Source organism: Streptomyces sp. NPDC015139, assembly GCF_043079785.1.
GTDB lineage: Bacteria > Actinomycetota > Actinomycetes > Streptomycetales > Streptomycetaceae > Streptomyces > Streptomyces albidocamelliae.
Map to the genome: position 1 here is coordinate 12072 of NZ_JBIBUW010000010.1, position 18514 is coordinate 30585.

The 18514-nt window shown below is 72.4% G+C and carries 13 protein-coding genes; 10 read left to right on the plus strand and 3 right to left on the minus strand.

Annotated features, from left to right (window positions below):
• Positions 1-201: 201 nt before the first annotated feature.
• A complete protein-coding gene (locus ACF08B_RS25480) occupies positions 202-1338 on the plus strand; it encodes a glycosyltransferase family 4 protein (protein WP_392319557.1) in 1137 nt (378 codons plus the stop codon).
• A 198-nt stretch (positions 1339-1536) separates the two neighbouring features.
• On the opposite strand, the gene ACF08B_RS25485 is transcribed toward ACF08B_RS25480, so the two are convergent.
• From ACF08B_RS25485 to ACF08B_RS25495, 3 genes are all read right to left on the minus strand, one after another.
• Complete coding sequence (locus tag ACF08B_RS25485) at positions 1537-3183, minus strand: PucR family transcriptional regulator (RefSeq protein ID WP_392319558.1); 1647 nt, start codon at positions 3181-3183, stop codon at positions 1537-1539.
• 67 nt (positions 3184-3250) lie between these two features.
• Complete coding sequence (locus tag ACF08B_RS25490; protein ID WP_392319559.1) at positions 3251-4633, minus strand: FAD-binding oxidoreductase; 1383 nt, start codon at positions 4631-4633, stop codon at positions 3251-3253.
• Between the two features lie 69 nt (positions 4634-4702).
• Complete coding sequence (locus ACF08B_RS25495) at positions 4703-6505, minus strand: glycoside hydrolase family 15 protein (protein WP_392319797.1); 1803 nt, start codon at positions 6503-6505, stop codon at positions 4703-4705.
• A 545-nt stretch (positions 6506-7050) separates the two neighbouring features.
• Between ACF08B_RS25495 and ACF08B_RS25500 the strand changes: the two genes are divergently transcribed.
• From ACF08B_RS25500 to ACF08B_RS25540, 9 genes are all read left to right on the plus strand, one after another.
• On the plus strand, positions 7051-8700 hold the full coding sequence (locus ACF08B_RS25500; protein WP_392319798.1) for a CTP synthase: 1650 nt from the start codon (positions 7051-7053) through the stop codon (positions 8698-8700).
• 100 nt (positions 8701-8800) lie between these two features.
• Positions 8801-9427, plus strand: coding sequence for an NUDIX hydrolase (locus ACF08B_RS25505; RefSeq protein ID WP_093478843.1), 627 nt, complete (start codon positions 8801-8803; stop codon positions 9425-9427).
• Between the two features lie 163 nt (positions 9428-9590).
• Positions 9591-11648, plus strand: coding sequence for a tetratricopeptide repeat protein (locus tag ACF08B_RS25510; protein ID WP_392319560.1), 2058 nt, complete (start codon positions 9591-9593; stop codon positions 11646-11648).
• Between the two features lie 135 nt (positions 11649-11783).
• Complete coding sequence (ald, locus tag ACF08B_RS25515; RefSeq protein ID WP_093478846.1) at positions 11784-12908, plus strand: alanine dehydrogenase; 1125 nt, start codon at positions 11784-11786, stop codon at positions 12906-12908.
• 414 nt (positions 12909-13322) lie between these two features.
• Entirely contained in the window at positions 13323-14456 is a 1134-nt protein-coding gene (locus ACF08B_RS25520; RefSeq protein ID WP_093695895.1) for a ParA family protein, read from the plus strand.
• A complete protein-coding gene (locus ACF08B_RS25525; RefSeq protein ID WP_093478849.1) occupies positions 14441-14992 on the plus strand; it encodes a hypothetical protein in 552 nt (183 codons plus the stop codon). Before ACF08B_RS25520 ends, ACF08B_RS25525 begins: the two co-directional genes overlap by 16 nt.
• A 594-nt stretch (positions 14993-15586) precedes the next feature.
• On the plus strand, positions 15587-16711 hold the full coding sequence (locus ACF08B_RS25530; RefSeq protein ID WP_392319561.1) for a segregation/condensation protein A: 1125 nt from the start codon (positions 15587-15589) through the stop codon (positions 16709-16711).
• Entirely contained in the window at positions 16708-17361 is a 654-nt protein-coding gene (gene scpB / locus ACF08B_RS25535; protein ID WP_392319562.1) for an SMC-Scp complex subunit ScpB, read from the plus strand. The genes ACF08B_RS25530 and scpB overlap by 4 nt, the downstream gene beginning before the upstream one ends.
• Positions 17361-18482, plus strand: coding sequence for a pseudouridine synthase (locus ACF08B_RS25540; protein WP_392319563.1), 1122 nt, complete (start codon positions 17361-17363; stop codon positions 18480-18482). Before scpB ends, ACF08B_RS25540 begins: the two co-directional genes overlap by 1 nt.
• Positions 18483-18514: the final 32 nt, after the last annotated feature.

Below are 18514 nucleotides of genomic sequence, written 5' to 3' on the forward strand. Positions count from 1 at the left end.
GCCCTCCCGTGTTCCCGCAACGGCCGGGCCGCCTGGCATGCTTGACGGGGAACAGGGGGCGGGCGGCGGGCCGGAGCGGTCCGCGCCGCAGGCACGCGGGGTACGTCCTTCCGCCCCCCTGAGCCCGCTACCTTCTGTACGTTTCCTCGTGACCACCCGCGTCGTCGTGATCACCCCCGCCGAACCAGGAGCCCCGGCCCGTTGAGCCCCGTGAGCAGCAACGCACCGCACGGCCCGTCGCTGCTGCGCACCGTGCAGGTGCTGGGCGGAGGCAACGCCGGCAGCAGCGCGCACGTGCGCTCCCTCGCCGGGGGACTCGTCGCGCGGGGCGTGCGGGTCACGGTGTGCGCCCCCGTCGAGGCCGACCGTACCTACGACTTCACCGGGTCCGGCGCCGAGCACGTCCACGTGCCCCGCAGCAGCGACCCCGCCTCGGTGGCCGCGCTCCGGGCGGCCTGCGCCGACGCCGACCTGGTGCACGCGCACGGGCTGCACGCCTCCTTCCGGGCCGTGCTCGCGCTCGGCGGACGCGACACCCCGCTGGTGGTCACCTGGCACAACCGGGCACGGGCCGAGGGCGCGCGGGCGCACCTGCTGCGGCTGCTGGAGCGGCGGGTGGTGCGGACGGCGGCGGTGGTGCTCGGCACCAGCTCCGACCTGGTCGACCGGGCGCGCCGGCACGGTGCGCGGGACGCCCGGCTCTCGGCGGTCGGCCTGCCGGGCCGGCGCGGGCCCGTCGGGCACGAGGACCCCGACCGGCCGCGGCCCAAGGTGCGCGCCGAACTCGGCACCACCGGCCGCCCGTTGCTCCTCGCCGTCGGCTCGCTCGACGGGCACCGCGGCTACGAGGTGCTGCTGGACGCGGCCCGCGCCTGGCGCGACCTGGACCCGGTGCCGCTGGTCGTCGTCGCGGGGGAGGGGCCGCTGCGGCCGCTGCTGCAACGGCGCATCGAGGACGAGGGGCTGCCGGTGCGGCTCCTCGGTCACCGTGAGGACGTGCCCGAGCTGCTCGCCGCCGCCGATCTGGCCCTGGTCACCAGCAGCTGGGAGTCGCGGTCCGTGCTCGCCCAGGAGGCGCTGTACGCGCGCGTGCCGCTCGTCGCGACCCGCGTCGGCGGTGTCCCGGACCTGGTGGGCGACGCGGCCGAACTCGTCCCGTACGGCGACGCGGAGACGCTCGCGCTGTGCGTGGTGGGGCTGCTCGGTGATCCCGAGCGCCGGGAGCTGCTGCGGGAGCGGGGTGTCCGGCAGGCCGCCACCTGGCCGACGGAGGACGAGACGGTCGCCCAGGTGCTCAGCGTGTACGACGAGTTGACGCAACCCCGGCCGCTCGCCTAGAGCCGTCCGGCCCTAGGGCCTGTCGTTTGGATCATGCCCGCGTCGCGGGGCGTGGCACGCGCATCCGCGGCGTTGTCGTCGGTTGTCGACGCTCCGCGTCGCCGCCCTCCTCCGCCTTGCGGCTGCACGCACCACGCCCCGCTCGGGCCGGCCGACAATGCACCGTGAGCCAGGCCGGCCTGATCCAAACGACAGGCCCTAGGGGACGTGGCGGCGGGCGCGCAGGGCCAGGCTCAACGCCAGGACCGTCTGCGGGTCGTCGAGGTCGGTGCCGAGCAACTCGCCGATGCGGGCCAGGCGGTTGTAGAGCGTCTGCCGGTTCAGGTGCAGTTCCCGGGCCGTCTCCGCCTTGCGGCCGGCGTGCGCCAGATAGGTCTCCAGGGTCGGTAGCAGCGGCGGCCTGGAGCGGCGGTCGTGGTCGCGCAGCGGGCCGATCGCGCGGTCCACGAAGGCCGCCAGGTCGGGATGGTCGCGCAGCCGCCACAGCAGCAGGTCGATGTCGAGGCGGCGGGCGTCGTACCAGGGCCGGTCGGTCAGGCCCTGGGCCGCCGTCGCCGTCTCCGCCGCGTGCCGCAGCCCCGCCGAGGCCGCGGCCCAGCCGCCGGCCACACCGACCACGACCACCGGCGGCGGGGAGCCCGGCCGCCGCATCCCGGCGCGTTCCACACCCGCGCGCAGTGCCGCCGCCACCCGGTCCGCGATCGCCGGCCGTTCGGACTCCGCGCGCAGCCCCAGCAGCACCAGGACCCGGCCCTCCACCGGTCTGACGCCGAGCAGCACCGGCACGCCCACCGCGGCCAGTTCCTCGGAGACCGCCCGGGCCAGCACGGCCCAGCCGCCGCCGGGCGACAGGGAGTCGCCGATCCGCATGACGACGGGCAGCAGCGGGCTCTCGCCGGGCCGGAAGCCGAGGACCCGGGCCTGTGCCGGGGCGTCCTCGGCCGCGATACGGCCCTCCGCGAGGTCGGTGAGGAAGTCCCCGCGTCCGCGCGCCGCGAGTTCCTCCTCCTGCCGGGCCTGCATCAGCACCACGGCCAGGATGCCCGCGGCCCGGTCGGCGGCGATCCGGTGCACCGGCGACAGCGGTGAGCGGACCGGCAGCAGGACGAGCCGGGCACGGACCGAACCCGCCGTACCCGGACCGCCGCCGGGCACGTCCACCAGGACGGAACCGGCGGGCGGCGGGGCGTCCTTGTGCGGGCCGCGCAGTCCCTCCCACACCTGCAACGGGTCCGCGCCCTCCGGCCCGGACCCGGCGGCGTACAGCAGCCGGCCGTCGGCGGTCTCCAGGAACACGGGGTTGTCACCGAAGTCGGCCAGGATGCCCAGCACCTGCGGCACCCCGCCGCCGCCGAGCAGGGCCTCGGTACAGCGCCGGTGCACCTCGTCGGCCCGCTGGAGCAGCGCGTAGTGCCCGTTGACGATCTCGGTGTGGATCTCCTCGGTCACCGTCACGAACGGCACCTCGCGGTGCAGCTGGACCAGCGGCAGACCGGCCGTCCGGGCCGTGTCCACCAGGGCCGAGGGCAGCCGGGTGAAGCGCGGGCCCAGCTCCACCACCAGCGCGGCGATCCCGCGCTCGGCGAGGGTCCGGACGAAGGCCCGCTGCTCGGCCGGACGGGTGCCGAGGCCGTAGCCGGTGGTGAGCAGCAGCTCGCCGCCCTTGAGCAGCGAGGCGATGTTCGGCACCTCGCCCGCGTGCACCCAGCGCACCGAGCGCCCCAGCCGGTCGGCGCCCGCCAGGATCTCCGGCAGACCACTGCGCAGACCGGGCAGCTCCAGCGCCCGCTGCACGGTGATCCCGGCGCCCTGGGTGTCGAATCGGTTGTCCGTACGGCTGTCCATGCAGCGGACGCTACCTGCGCAAACGCCCCGGGGACAGCTTCGGCACCGGGCCGTTCGCGGCGGTCGGCTACACGGGCCTGATGTTGTGGTTGAAGCGGAACACGTTGTCCGGGTCGTACTGCCGCTTCACCTTCTCCAGACGCAGCGTGTTCTCCTCGCCCAGGCCCGCCCGGACCCGCTCCCGGCCCTCGTCGCCGATGAAGTTGAGGTAGACCGCCCCGGTGCTCCACGGCCGGACGTCCGCCCGCACGTCCCGGACCCAGGCGACGGCCCGCTCGTCGTCGGCCGGATCCGCCCAGATGGCGAACGGGTGCGCGGCCCACGCCGCGTCCCGGTACGGCACCGGGTACTCGTGCGGGCCCGCGGCGATCGCACCGCCCTGCGGGAACAGCAGGTGCTGGGTGTTGGTCGGCACCGGCATGCTGTCGGCGCGGGCGCAGAAGACGTCCACCAAGTCGTCCGGCAGCCCGGTCAGATACTCCGCGGACCAGTAGTTCCGCAGCCCGGGCGGATCGTCGAGCATGCACTGCACGTCGGTGTACGGCATGTCACCGGCCAGCTCCACCTCGTGCGGCAGCGCCAGCAGCGGCTCGGCGAGCTTGCGCAGGTCGTCCTCGCCGCCCGCGTAGGTCAGCAGGGCGGCGCACACCAGCTTGCCCACCAGCTCGGGCGGTGTGAACTCCTCCGGCGGGCCGGTGATGTACAGCGCCGCGCCGCTCAGCTCGTCCGGTCCGGTGCGGATGACCTCGCGGTAGGTGCGGATCACGTCCGGCCCGAACTGCGGCTGGTACATCAGCAGCACGATCGAGAACTCCGGAAGTTCGTGCAGCTGAAGGGTGAGCGCGGTCGCGATCCCGAAGTTGCCGCCCCCGCCGTGCAGGGCCCAGAACAGCTCGGGGTTCTCGTCGGGGTTCGCGTGCACGCGCTCGGCGTCGGCGGTCACCAGCTCGACGCCGAGGAGGTTGTCGACGGCGAGTCCGAAGGCCCGGTCCAGCCAGCCGGTGCCGCCGCCCAGGACGAACCCGCCCACACCGGTGGTGGAGGCGCGTCCGCCGGTGGTCGCGAGGCCGTGGCGCTGGGTGGCCCGGTCCAGATGGCTCATCGTGGCACCGCCCTCGACCCGGGCCGCCTCGGCGGCCGGGTCCACGGTCACCTGGTGCATCCGGCGCAGGTCCACCACCAGCGCGCCGTCGCCGAGCGCCGACCCGGCCACGCTGTGGCCGCCGCCGCGTACCGCGATGTGCAGGTCCAGTTCCCTGCCGAAGCGCACCGCGCGGACCACGTCCGTGGTGTCGGCGCACTGGGCGATGACCGCCGGCCTGCGGTCGATCATCGCGTTGAAGACGGCACGGGCCTCGTCGTAGCCCGGGTCCCCGGGGGCGAACACGTCGCCGACCAGATCCTCGCGCAGCGCGGCGAGGGCCGCGCCCGCCTTCGATGGGGGAGCCATGGCCGCCCCCTTCCGTGCAGGGGCTGGGTGACTCTCCCAGCGTAGGCGCGTGCGGCCCGGTGCTCCTGCTCAGCCGCCGTAGGCGCCCGAGGCCGTCAGCCGCAGCGCGGTGTCGATCAGCGGAACGTGGCTGAAGGCCTGCGGGAAGTTGCCGACCTGCCGCTGCAGGCGCGGGTCCCACTCCTCGGCGAGCAGCCCGAGGTCGTTGCGCAGCGCGAGGAGCTTCTCGAACAGTTTGCGGGCCTCGTCCACCCGGCCGATCATCGCCAGGTCGTCCGCCATCCAGAACGAGCAGGCGAGGAACGCGCCTTCGTCGCCCGGCAGGCCGTCGACGCCCTCGTGCGCACCCTCGGTCGGGTAGCGCAGGATGAACCCGTCCGTCGTGGACAGCTCGCGCTGGATCGCCTCGATGGTGCCGATCACCCGCTTGTCGTCCGGCGGCAGGAAGCCCATCTGCGGGATGAGCAGCAGTGAGGCGTCCAGTTCCTGCGAGCCGTAGGACTGGGTGAAGGTGTTGCGCTCCTTGTCGTAGCCCTTCTCGCACACGTCCCGGTGGATGTCGTCGCGCAGTTCCTTCCAGCGCTCCAGCGGGCCGTCCGCGTCACCGGACTCGATCAGCTTGATGGTGCGGTCGACGGCGACCCAGGCCATGACCTTGGAGTGCACGAAGTGCCGGCGCGGGCCGCGTACCTCCCAGATGCCCTCGTCGGGCTCCTGCCAGTGGTCCTCCAGGTAGCGGATCAGCTTCAGCTGGAGCAGCGAGGCGTAGTCGTGGCGGGCCAGGCCGGTCATGTGGGCCAGGTGCAGGGCCTCGGTGACCTCGCCGTACACGTCCAGCTGGAGCTGGTGGGCGGCGCCGTTGCCGACCCGGACCGGGGCCGAGTTCTCGTAGCCCGGCAGCCAGTCCAGCTCGGCCTCGCCCAGCTCCCGCTCGCCGGCAAGGCCGTACATGATCTGCAGGTTCTCCGGGTCGCCGGCGACCGCGCGCAGCAGCCACTCGCGCCAGGCGCGGGCCTCCTCGCGGTAGCCGGTGCGCAGCAGCGAGGACAGGGTGATCGCCGCGTCCCGCAGCCAGGTGTAGCGGTAGTCCCAGTTGCGCACCCCGCCGATGTCCTCGGGCAGCGAGGTGGTCGGAGCGGCCACGATGCCGCCCGTGGGGGCGTACGTCAGCGCCTTCAGGGTGATCAGCGAGCGGACCACCGCCTCGCGGTACGGGCCGTGGTACGTGCAGTGCTCGACCCACTCGCGCCAGAAGTCCTCCGTCGCCACCAGCGAGGTCTCCGGCTCGGGCAGCGGCGGCGCCTCCTTGTGCGAGGGCTGCCAGGAGATGGTGAAGGCGATGCGGTCACCCGGGGCGACCGTGAAGTCGGCGTAGGTGGTCAGCGACTTCCCGTAGGTCTCCGCCTCCGTGTCGAACCACACCGAGTCCGGGCCCGCGACGGCCACCGTGCGGCCCTCGTGCTTGTGCACCCACGGCACGATCCGGCCGTAGGAGAACCGCATCCGGAGGGCCGAGCGCATCGGCACCCGCCCGGTGACGCCCTCCACGATCCGGATCAGCTGGGGGGCGCCGTCACGCGGCGGCATGAAATCGGTCACGCGGACCGTGCCGCGCGGGGTGTCCCACTCCGATTCCAGGATCAGCGAGTCGCCGCGGTAGGTCCGCCGGGCGGCCGTGGGCGGCTCGACGTCGGCGGCGTGCGCCGGGCCGAGCCGCCAGAAACCGTGTTCCTCGGTGCCCAGCAGGCCGGCGAAGATGGCATGCGAGTCGAAGCGGGGCAGGCACAGCCAGTCGACTGTGCCGTCCCGGCAGACCAGTGCGGCGGTCTGCATGTCTCCGATGAGTGCGTAGTCTTCGATGCGCCCGGCCACGTGCAACTCCAGTCGAACGGCCACGTCACCCCCGCGCAGGGGGGCTGTCGCTAGTGCGGTCAAGGGGTCGTTGTTATGCGTCGTTGAGCGGTGAAGCAAAGCAGTCCGCCGAGCCCTGGGGCAACACGACAGTCCTTGCTCAACGAACTGCCGCGCTCTCGTTGTTCCGGATGATGGTGGCGGGGGTGTGCCGTCGTTCCGGCCGGGCTCGGCAGCGAATGTCCGAGCAGGATACGACGCACGTAGATGATCTGCGTGCCGCTCCGGGCAACCCGTGTGGGCCGAACGAGTGAGCAGCGGGTGAAACCAGTGTGACCCGCGCGCGTCCGTGATGACAGGTGTCGCGCGCCACGCCGTAGCCGGGGGAGCGCGGAGCGTGGCCGGAAGCCATCGGGCTCGGGCGCTGATACCCTGGTAGCCCGTGGACCGGTGGGCCCGAAACCCCCGAACCGCAGCGACGGCACCGACGGCCGGAAGCACAGTGTCTTCCGGGCCGGAAGCCGTACCGCACGACAGCCAGCGACCACGGGAGCCCCCTCTTGGCCATGCCGCCGAAATCTACGACGACCAAGCACATCTTCGTCACCGGGGGTGTCGCCTCCTCTCTCGGCAAGGGCCTCACCGCCTCCAGCCTGGGCATGCTGCTCAAGGCCCGCGGCCTGCGCGTCGTGATGCAGAAGCTCGACCCGTACCTGAACGTCGACCCGGGCACGATGAACCCCTTCCAGCACGGTGAGGTGTTCGTCACCAACGACGGCGCCGAGACCGACCTGGACATCGGCCACTACGAGCGCTTCCTCGACCGGGACCTGGACGGCACCGCCAACGTCACCACCGGCCAGGTGTACTCCACCGTGATCGCCAAGGAGCGGCGCGGCGAGTACCTGGGCGACACCGTGCAGGTCATCCCGCACATCACCAACGAGATCAAGCACCGCATCCGCCGCATGGCCACCGACGAGGTGGACGTCGTCATCACCGAGGTCGGCGGCACGGTCGGCGACATCGAGTCGCTGCCGTTCCTGGAGACGGTCCGCCAGGTCCGCCACGAGGTCGGCCGGGACAACGTCTTCGTGGTCCACATCTCGCTGCTGCCGTACATCGGCCCGTCCGGCGAGCTGAAGACCAAGCCGACCCAGCACTCCGTCGCCGCCCTGCGCAACATCGGTATCCAGCCGGACGCCATCGTGCTGCGCTGCGACCGCGAGGTCCCCACCGCGATCAAGCGCAAGATCTCGCTGATGTGCGACGTGGACGAGGCCGCCGTCGTGGCCTGCCCCGACGCCCGGTCGATCTACGACATCCCGAAGACCGTGCACGGCGAGGGCCTGGACGCCTACGTGGTGCGCAAGCTCGACCTGCCCTTCCGGGACGTCGACTGGACGACGTGGGACGACCTGCTCGACCGCGTCCACAACCCCGACCACGAGATCACCCTCGCCCTGGTCGGCAAGTACATCGACCTGCCCGACGCCTACCTGTCGGTCACCGAGGCCCTGCGCGCCGGCGGTTTCGCCAACAAGGCCCGCGTCAAGATCAAGTGGGTCACCTCGGACGACTGCAAGACCCCGGCCGGCGCCAAGGCGCAGCTCGGCGACGTGGACGGCATCTGCATCCCCGGCGGGTTCGGCGAGCGCGGTGTGACCGGCAAGGTCGGCGCCATCCGCTACGCCCGCGAGAACAGGATCCCGCTGCTCGGCCTCTGCCTGGGCCTGCAGTGCATCGTGGTCGAGGCCGCCCGCAACCTGGCCGACATCCAGGACGCCAACTCCACCGAGTTCGACCCGGCCACCGCCCACCCGGTCATCTCCACCATGGCCGAGCAGATGGACATCGTCGCCGGCGAGGGCGACATGGGCGGCACCATGCGGCTCGGCATGTACCCGGCCAAGCTGGCCGACGGCTCCATCGTCCGCGAGGTGTACGACGACAAGGAGTACGTCGAGGAGCGGCACCGCCACCGCTACGAGGTGAACAACGCCTACCGCGCGGAGCTGGAGAAGAAGGCGGGCATCCTGTTCTCCGGCACCTCCCCGGACGGCAAGCTCGTCGAGTACGTGGAGTACCCGCGTGACGTGCACCCCTACCTGGTCGCCACGCAGGCGCACCCCGAGCTGCGCTCGCGGCCGACGCGTCCGCACCCGCTGTTCGCCGGCCTCGTGAAGGCGGCCGTCGAGCGGAAGACTTCGAAGTAACACACCAGTTGTACGGTGGCCGGGGTGCGAACCTTCAAAGGTGGGCACCCCGGCTTTCGTATCGGCCGGTTTCTCACTTGCACGTGTGGAAGGACAGGGCATGACGATCAAGGACACCGCCGAGGCGTGGGAGATCCGGGCGACGGACACCCCCTTCGTGGGCAACAAGACCTCCGTCCGCACGGACGACGTGGTCATGCCCGACGGCTCGGTGGTCCGCCGCGACTACCAGGTCCATCCGGGCTCGGTCGCCGTCCTCGCCCTGGACGACGAGGACCGGGTCCTGCTGATCAACCAGTACCGGCACCCCGTGCGGCACAAGCTCTGGGAGATCCCGGCCGGCCTGCTCGACGTGCCCGGCGAGAACCCGCTGCACGCGGCCCAGCGCGAGCTGTACGAGGAGGCGCACGTCAAGGCGGAGGACTGGCGGGTCCTGACCGACGTCTACACCACGCCCGGCGGCTGCGACGAGGCGGTACGGATCTTCCTCGCCCGCGACCTGTCCGAGGTCGAGGGGGAGCGCTTCGAGGCGGAGCACGAGGAGACCGACATGGAGCACGCGCGCCTGCCGGTCGACGAGCTGGTGCGCCTGGTCCTCGCCGGTGACCTGCACAACAACTGCCTGGTCGTGGGCGTCCTGTCGCTGGTCGCCGCCCGCGGCGGGGACGGCCTGGACGCCCTGCGGCCCGCCGACGCGCCCTGGCCGGCGCGCCCCTTCACCTCCTGAACCCACCGCGTCCGCGCATTGGTGTGACCATCGCCTGATCCGATCGGGCGACCCGTCCGCCGCGCTCCCCACGGATCGTCGCAGAGCGTGAACTAGGCTCTGGAAACGCCCGTACCGGAAGATCCTGCGGGCTTGCGCGTGCGGTGGGACGGGAGTGTGGCCCGTGACGGATCAGGCGGTGGACACAGACGATGCGCGGCTGTCCGCGCATACGGCCGCGGGGGACGGATTCCTGGGCCGCACAAGGGAGTTGAAGGAGCTGCGCGCCGACATCGAGCGCGCGGGACTGGACACCCTCTCCGGCCGCAAGGCCCCGCGCGCGCGGGTGCTGCTGGTCGCCGGCCGGCCCGGTTCCGGACGGACCGCGCTCGCCGAGGAACTCGTCCGCCAGGTCGCGGGGCGTTACCCCGACGGGGTGCTGCGGGCACGGCTCGGCGAGCCCGACGGCACCCCCGTCCCGGTCGAGCGCGCCGCCCGCGAACTGCTCGGCGCCCTGGGCCTGCCGACCCCCGCCGGAGCCGCCGAGGACGACCTGACCGAGGCGCTGCGCGCCGCCCTCGCCGACCGGCGGACGCTGCTCCTGCTGGACGACGCCCCCGGCGCCGAACAGGTCGACGCGCTGCTCCCGGAGGCCCCCGACTGCCTGGTGGTGGCCGTCTCCGGCGGACCGCTCACCGGTATCGCGGACGTCCGTCCCTGCACCCTCGGCGGCCTGGACACCAAGTCCGCGGTGGAGCTCCTGACCCGGTTCACCGGCTCGGTGCGCATCACCGTCGACCCGCGCTCCGCCGAAAGCCTCGCCGAGGCCTGCCAGGGCCATCCGGCGGCCCTGGTCCTGGCCGGCGGCTGGCTCGCCGCCCGCCCCCAGGCCGCCGTCTCCGACCTCGCCAAACGCCTGCACGCCGACACCGACGACGGCACCCCGCTCGCCCGCGTCCTGCGGCTCGTCCACGCCCAGCTGCCCGGCCCCGCCGCCCGGATGCTGCGCATGCTCTCCCTCGCCCCGGCCGGCCTGGCCGATCCGCACACCGCCTCGGCCCTGGCCGGCTGCTCGGTCGAGGGCGCGCGGGCGGTCCTCGACGACCTCGTCGCCCTCGGCCTGCTGCGCACGACCGGCTCCCCCCTGCCCCAGTACGAGGTCCCCGGCTGTCTGCACCCCCTGCTGAAGGCCCTCGCCGAGACCCATGAGAGGCCCGCGGAGCTCCAGCTGGCCCGGGCCCGGATGCTGGAGCGGACCGTCCGGCTCCTCCAGGCCTGCCGGACGATCACCGAGACGGACAGCCCGCAGGCCCGCGAGAAGCTGAACGCCATGCCCCGCGAGGTGCGCTTCCCCACGCCGAGGGCCGCCGCCGACTGGCTGCGCGTCCGCCGGCCCGCGCTGCTGGCCTCCGCCCGGCTCGCGGTCGCCGACGGGGAGCTGGACACGCTGGCCAGGCGGCTGCTGTCACAGCTGGTCAGGGCCGTCGTGGCGCATGTCGGCACCCGGGCGGCCGCGGCGGACCTGTACGGCGTCCACGGCCTCGTCCTCGACGTCGCCGAGCGGCGCGGACTGTCCCGGGAGAAGGCCGCCGCCCTGCTGAACCTGGGCGATCTCGACGCCCAGACCGGTCGCACCCGGGACGCCCTCGCCCGCTACCGGTCGGCGCTGGACGCCGGCCGGGAGGCGAACGACCCGTACGCGACCGGCCGCGCGATGGAATCCGTAGGCGGCGCCTACCAGGAGCTCGGGGATCACGACCGGGCCGCCGACTGGTACGGCCGCGCGCTGTCCGAGCGGCTGGCGCGGGGCGAGCGCGAGCAGGCCGCCCGGCTGTACGGCCGGATCGCCACCGCGCACACCTACGCGGGCCGCTACGGCGAGGCGCTCAGGAACTGGCGGGCGGCCGTGGCCGGCTACCGCAAGAGCGGCGATGTCGCCGCCCAGGCGCGGGCGTTGAGCGAACTGGCCCGGGTGCAGGAGTACGCGGGACGGCCCGAGGAATCGCTGCGCACCTGCCAGGAGGCGGTGGAGTGGGCGCGGCGCGCCGAGGACGTCCGGCTGCAGGCCGCGCTGCAGCTCAGACTGGCCGACACGCTGGAGCACCTGGGCGACCCCGCGTCGGCCCACCTGCACCGCGCCGCGGCCGAGCGCATGCTGGACGAAGAGCCGTCGGAGGACGGCGCAAGCCTGGAACACGACGTTAGCGCCTGCGAAATCCGCAGTGCTGCGAGCGAAGATTGATGCAATGAAAGGCTAGACAGCCGGAACACCTTCATTAGACTGGCTCTGCCGCACACTCCAGCGGTGTCTCCCGGTATGCCCCCGCATGTCTGGGTACGTCTGTAATGCACCCCCATACCCTCTGAGCCAAGGACCGTGATCCACGTGAAGGTCGGCATCCCCCGCGAGGTCAAGAACAACGAGTTCCGGGTGGCCATCACCCCCGCCGGTGTGCACGAGCTGGTGCGCAACGGGCACCAGGTCGTCGTCGAGCGGGGCGCCGGCCTCGGTTCCTCGATCACGGACACCGAGTACGTGGCCGCCGGTGCCGAGATCCTCGAGACGGCGGACGAGGTCTGGACGGCCGCTGACCTGCTGCTGAAGGTCAAGGAGCCCATCGCGGAGGAGTACCACCGCCTCCGCAAGGACCAGATCCTCTTCACCTACCTGCACCTGGCCGCCTCCAAGGAGTGCACGGACGCGCTCGTCGAGTCGGGTACCACGGCCATCGCCTACGAGACGGTCGAGCTGCCGAGCCGCGCCCTGCCGCTGCTCGCCCCGATGTCCGAGGTCGCGGGCCGCCTGGCCCCGCAGGTCGGCGCCTACCACCTCATGCGCGCGGCCGGCGGCCGTGGCGTGCTGCCGGGCGGCGTCCCGGGCGTGACCCCGGCGAAGGCCGTCGTCATCGGCGGTGGCGTCTCCGGCTGGAACGCCACCCAGGTCGCCGTCGGCATGGGCTTCGACGTGACCCTGCTGGACCGCGACATCAACAAGCTGCGCGAGGCCGACAAGATCTTCGGCACGAAGGTCAAGGCGATCATGTCCAACACCTTCGAGCTGGAGAAGGCCGTCCTCGACGCCGACCTCGTCATCGGCGCGGTCCTCATCCCGGGCGCCAAGGCCCCGAAGCTGGTCACCAACGAGCTGGTGTCCCGGATGAAGCCCGGAAGTGTCCTTGTCGACATCGCGATCGACCAGGGCGGCTGCTTCGAGGACTCGCGTCCCACCACGCACGCCGAGCCGACCTTCGAGGTCCACAACTCGGTCTTCTACTGCGTCGCCAACATGCCGGGCGGTGTGCCGAACACCTCCACCAACGCCCTCACCAACGCCACGCTGCCGTACATCGTGTCGCTGGCCAACAACGGCTGGGTCGAGGCGCTGCGCCGCGACGCCGCGCTCGCCAAGGGTCTCAACACCCATGACGGCAAGGTCGTTTACAAGGAGGTCGCCGAGGCCCACGGCCTGGAGCACGTCGAGCTCGAGACCCTGCTGGGCTGACCTCCGTGACCTGGTGAGTCGTTAAGTCGTCCCCGGTCAAAAGGCGATTCGTCAACACGTCTCGTCAACATCGCACGCCCGGCCGGACCTTGCCCGACAAGGTCCGGCCGGATGTGTGTATGGTCACTTTGCGACTCTCGGTCAACTCGCCTCGAACGTAACCCTTCGACCGATTCGCACACCGGTGAAACCTGCTGTGCGACGGCCGTACGCCCTTGACAGCGAGATGTTTCATTGCCGACACATCCTGCCGGGTCCGGCGGATTGTGTTGCTGCGGACCGCCGACACGCCATAGAGTCGCCAACCGTCGGCATGGTGCCACGCTGACCTTGTCTAGAAGTTTCCTGGTCACCAAGGAGGTAAGACGACTTGTGAATGAGTCGACATTTTCTCCCGGGGGTGGTCAACCAGGAATGCCCGCACGGGGCCAGGGCCCCGCGGGTGTCGAGGCTGTCGGCTCCGTAGCTGTGCGCACCTTCGCAGCCCACCAGAGTCCGCGGCCGCAGATCGCCCGGACAGCACACCAGAGCATGGATGGCCATCACGTGAACGCCATGGCCGGCGACGGAAGTGGCGCGCCCCACAACCACTTCGCCGACTACGACGAACTGCCCGAGGGGCACTTCTACGACCCCGACGCCGAGTACGAGCCCGATCCCGAGTACGCGGCCACGCTGGCGCCCGACGCGGCCCGCCAGCGCCGTGAGCGCATCGGTCCGACCGGACGCCCGCTGCCGTACTTCCCGATCCCGGGCCCGCTGACCGACCACGGCCCCGCGAAGATCATCGCGATGTGCAACCAGAAGGGCGGCGTCGGCAAGACGACGTCGACCATCAACCTGGGTGCCGCGCTCGCGGAGTACGGCCGGCGCGTGCTGCTCGTGGACTTCGACCCGCAGGGCGCGCTGTCGGTGGGTCTCGGCGTCAATCCGATGGAGCTCGACCTCACCGTCTACAACCTGCTCATGGAGCGGGGCATGTCGGCGGACGAGGTCCTGCTGAAGACGGCGGTCCCCAACATGGACCTGCTGCCGTCCAACATCGACCTGTCGGCCGCGGAGGTCCAGCTGGTCTCCGAGGTCGCCCGCGAGTCGACGCTCCAGCGGGCGCTCAAGCCGCTGCTGCCCGACTACGACTACATCGTGATCGACTGTCAGCCCTCGCTCGGCCTGCTCACGGTCAACGCGCTGACGGCCGCGCACAAGGTGATCGTGCCGCTGGAGTGCGAGTTCTTCGCGCTGCGCGGTGTGGCCCTGCTGACCGAGACCATCGAGAAGGTCCAGGAGCGGCTCAACCCCGAGCTCGAACTGGACGGCATCCTCGCCACGATGTACGACTCGCGCACCGTGCACAGCCGTGAGGTGCTCGCGCGTGTCGTCGAGGCGTTCGACGACCACGTCTACCACACGGTCATCGGGCGCACGGTCCGCTTCCCGGAGACCACGGTCGCCGGTGAGCCGATCACCACGTACGCCTCCAACTCCGTCGGTGCCGCCGCCTATCGCCAGCTCGCCAGGGAGGTGCTCGCCCGGTGTCACGCCGAGTGAGTCTGCCGGGGGCCGACGAACTCTTCCGCACGACAGGGGGAATGGCGCTTCAGCCGTCGAGTCCCCGGCGCGGGGCCAATGGTGAGGCCCGGGTGCCGGCTCCCGCGGGGGAGAGCGACGAGGCGGCCGCCACGGAGGACGCACCGCAGTCGGTGCCCGTCCGAGGCGGCGACGGAGAGGGTGCGGAGCATGTCGCGGCGGTCGAGACGGAGCCGGCCGAGGCCGGCGAGTCCCGCACTCGTCCGGCGCGACGGCAGGCTCCGCAGGAAGGTTCTGCCGCCGCGCAGCCGCGCAAGCGGGGACGGGCGGCGAACCGGCGGCCCAGCGGGCGCGAGCGGCACGACGAGAAGATCACGGTGTACGTGTCGGCCGAGGAGCTGATGGACCTGGAGCACGCGCGTCTCGTGCTCCGCGGTGAGCACGGTCTCGCCGTCGACCGGGGCCGCATCGTCCGCGAAGCGGTGGCGGTGGTCCTGGCCGACCTGGAGGCCCGCGGGGACGCGAGCATCCTCGTACGACGGCTGCGCGGGCGGTAGCGGTAGCCTGCGGGGGCCATGACCTCGAACGACGCCCCCGCCCCTGCCTCCGGCCCAGCAGCCGGCCGCCGGCGTGCGCTGGGCCGGGGACCGGGAGTGCCGTCGGCTCCGCCACCCGAGCGTCCCGAGCAGCCCTCACCGACAGCGTCCGAGCCCACGGCAGGCACCGAGCCGGAACGGGCTGCCGAACCGGTGGCGGCATCCGAGCCGGGGGCGGGCAGCGAGCCGGACGCGGCTGCCAAGACGCTGGGGCACACCGAGCCCGCGGGGGCGGCTTACGAGCCTCCAGGGCACACCGAGCCGGTCGAGGTCGCCCAGACGCTGGTGGGCACCGAGTCCGCGGGGGCTGCCGAGCCCGCGGCGGACACCGAGCCCGTGGGGGCTGCCGAGGCGATGCCGGCTCCCGAACCGGTAGGCGACACCGAGCCCGCGAGAGGCACTGGCCCGGCGGCGTCCGCCGGACCAGTGGTGGCGCCCGGGCCTGCGGCGGACAGCGAACCCGTGCTGGCTGCCGAGGCGGTGGTGGCCTCCCGCCCTGTATCGGGCACCGAGCCGGTCGCGGACGCCCGACCCGCGGGGGCTGACGATCCGACGGTGGCCCCCGGACCTGCGGCGGACAGCGAGTCCATCGCGGTCGCCGAGGCGCTGGTGGCCACCGGGTCCGGGAGGGGCACCGAGGCCCTGACGAGCACCGAGCCCGCGGTGGCTCCTGCGCCCTTGGCGGGCACCGAGCCCGTGGGGGCTGCCGAGCCCGTACCCGGCACCGGGCCGGTCGCGGTGGCCGAGGCGGTGGCGGAGCCCGGGGTGCTCTCCGGGGACCGGGCCGCCTCTGTCGCCGCGCCCCTGCCGGGGGTCGGTGCTCCGGAGTCCGGGGGTGTCGGGTCGGCGGCTGGTGGTCGCGAGGTTCCCGACGGGGTCTTCAAGGTGCGGCTCGCGAACTTCGAGGGGCCCTTCGACCTGCTCCTCCAGCTGATCTCCAAGCACAAGCTGGACGTCACCGAGGTCGCCCTGTCGAAGGTCACCGACGAGTTCATGGCACACATCCGGGCCATGGGGCCGAACTGGGACCTGGACCAGACGACCGAGTTCCTGGTCGTCGCCGCCACCCTGCTCGACCTGAAGGCGGCCCGCCTGCTGCCCCGCGCCGAGGTCGAGGACGAGGCCGACCTGGCGCTCCTGGAGGCGCGCGACCTGCTGTTCGCCCGGCTGCTCCAGTACCGCGCCTACAAACGGATCGCGGACATCTTCAACGAGCGCCTCGCCGAGGAGGCCCTGCGCCGGCCCCGCACCGTCGGCCTGGAACCCGAGCACGCCGAGCTGCTGCCCGAGGTCGTCATCAGCATCGGCCCCGAGGGGTTCGCCAAGCTCGCCGTCAAGGCGATGCAGCCCAGGCCCAAGCCGCAGGTCTACGTCGACCACATCCACGCCCCGCTGGTCAGCGTCCAGGAGCAGGCGGGCATCGTGGTGGCACGGGTGAGGGAGCTGGGCGAGGTCAGCTTCCGGGTGCTCGTCGAGGACACCGACGACACCCTCACCGTCGTCGCGCGGTTCCTCGCGCTGCTGGAGCTGTACCGCGAGAAGGCGGTCGCCCTGGAGCAGGAGACCGCGCTCGGGGAGCTGGTCGTGCGCTGGACCGGCGGGGACACGGACGCGGCGCCGCGGGTCACCGACGAGTTCGACCGGCCGCCCGAGGAGCCCAAGGAGGAGAGGAAGCCATGAGCGAGGAGACCGCGGAGCTCGCGGCGGGCCCGCACGGCGCCGCCGACCTCGAGCTGAAGCCGGCCCTGGAGGCGATGCTCATGGTCGTGGACGAGCCCGCGACCGAGGAGCACCTCGCCCGGATCCTGGAGCGGCCCAAGCGGCGGATCGGGGACGCGCTGCGCGAGCTTGCCGACGAGTACACCGTGCAGGGTCGCGGCTTCGAGCTGCGGTACGTCGCCGGCGGCTGGCGCTTCTACACCCGGGCCGCCTACGCGCCCGCGGTCGAACGGCTCGTGCTGGAGGGGCAGACCGCCCGCCTCACCCAGGCGGCGCTGGAGACCCTCGCGGTGGTCGCCTACCGCCAGCCGGTCAGCCGCAGCCGCGTCTCCGCCGTGCGCGGAGTGAACTGCGACGGCGTGATGCGCACCCTCCTCCAGCGCGGTCTGGTCGAGGAGGCGGGCGCGGAACCCGAAACAGGTGCGATCCTGTACAGGACGACGAACTACTTCCTGGAGCGGATGGGCCTGCGGGGCCTGGACGAACTTCCGGAGCTCGCGCCCTTCCTCCCGGAGGCGGAGGCGATCGAGGCCGAGACCCAGGAGGGCGTACCGTCGTTCGATCCGGACGCCCCGGATTCCGAGGACGCAGACGACAAGACGGAACTTTGATGCGAAGCAGCAGCGGCAGGAACAGCAGCGGAAACAACGGCGGGAGCCGTGGTGGCAACAGCGGCGGCCGCGGCGGGAGCGGTGGTGGCCGCGGTAACTACCGCGGCGCCGGCAACTCCCGTGACGACAACCAGGGCGGCCGGCCGAAGAAGCCGCGTCCGGAGGAGCGGCGCTACGACGTGGGCCCCGGCGCCACCCAGTCCGGCCCGAAGTCCGGACGGGGCGCCTCGGCGCGCGGTGGCGCCAAGGGCGGCCCCCGGCAGGGCCAGGGCGCCGGGCGCGACCGTTCGGCGCCGGCCCGCTCGCGTGAGTACGAGACGCGGGTCGAGGAGCGCAACCGGGAGCGGTACGCGGGCAAGAAGGACGTCAAGCTGCCCAAGACCTTCCCCGGCGCCGAGCAGGAGGGCGAGCGGCTGCAGAAGGTGCTCGCGCGCGCGGGCTACGGCTCCCGGCGCGCCTGCGAGGAGCTGATCGAGCAGGCCCGGGTCGAGATCAACGGCGAGATCGTGCTGGAGCAGGGCCGCCGGGTCGACCCGGAGAAGGACGAGGTCAAGGTCGACGGCCTGACGGTCGCGACGCAGTCGTACCAGTTCTTCTCGCTGAACAAGCCCGCCGGTGTCGTCTCCACCATGGAGGACCCGGAGGGCCGCCAGTGCCTCGGTGACTACGTCACCAACCGTGAGACGCGGCTCTTCCACGTCGGCCGGCTCGACACCGAGACCGAGGGTGTCATCCTGCTCACCAACCACGGCGAGCTGGCGCACCGGCTGACGCACCCCAAGTACGGCGTGAAGAAGACCTACCTCGCCGCGATCGTGGGCCCGATCCCGCGCGACCTCGGCAAGCGCCTGAAGGACGGCATCCAGCTGGAGGACGGCTACGCGCGCGCGGACCACTTCCGCGTCGTCGAGCAGACCGGCAAGAACTACCTGGTCGAGGTGACCCTGCACGAGGGCCGCAAGCACATCGTGCGGCGCATGCTCGCCGAGGCCGGCTTCCCGGTCGAGAAGCTGGTCCGCACCTCCTTCGGCCCGATCACCCTGGGCGACCAGAAGTCGGGCTGGCTGCGCCGCCTGTCGAACACCGAGGTCGGCATGCTGATGCAGGAGGTCGATCTCTAGACCGGCCTTGCGCCGTTCACCGTCCCCCTTTA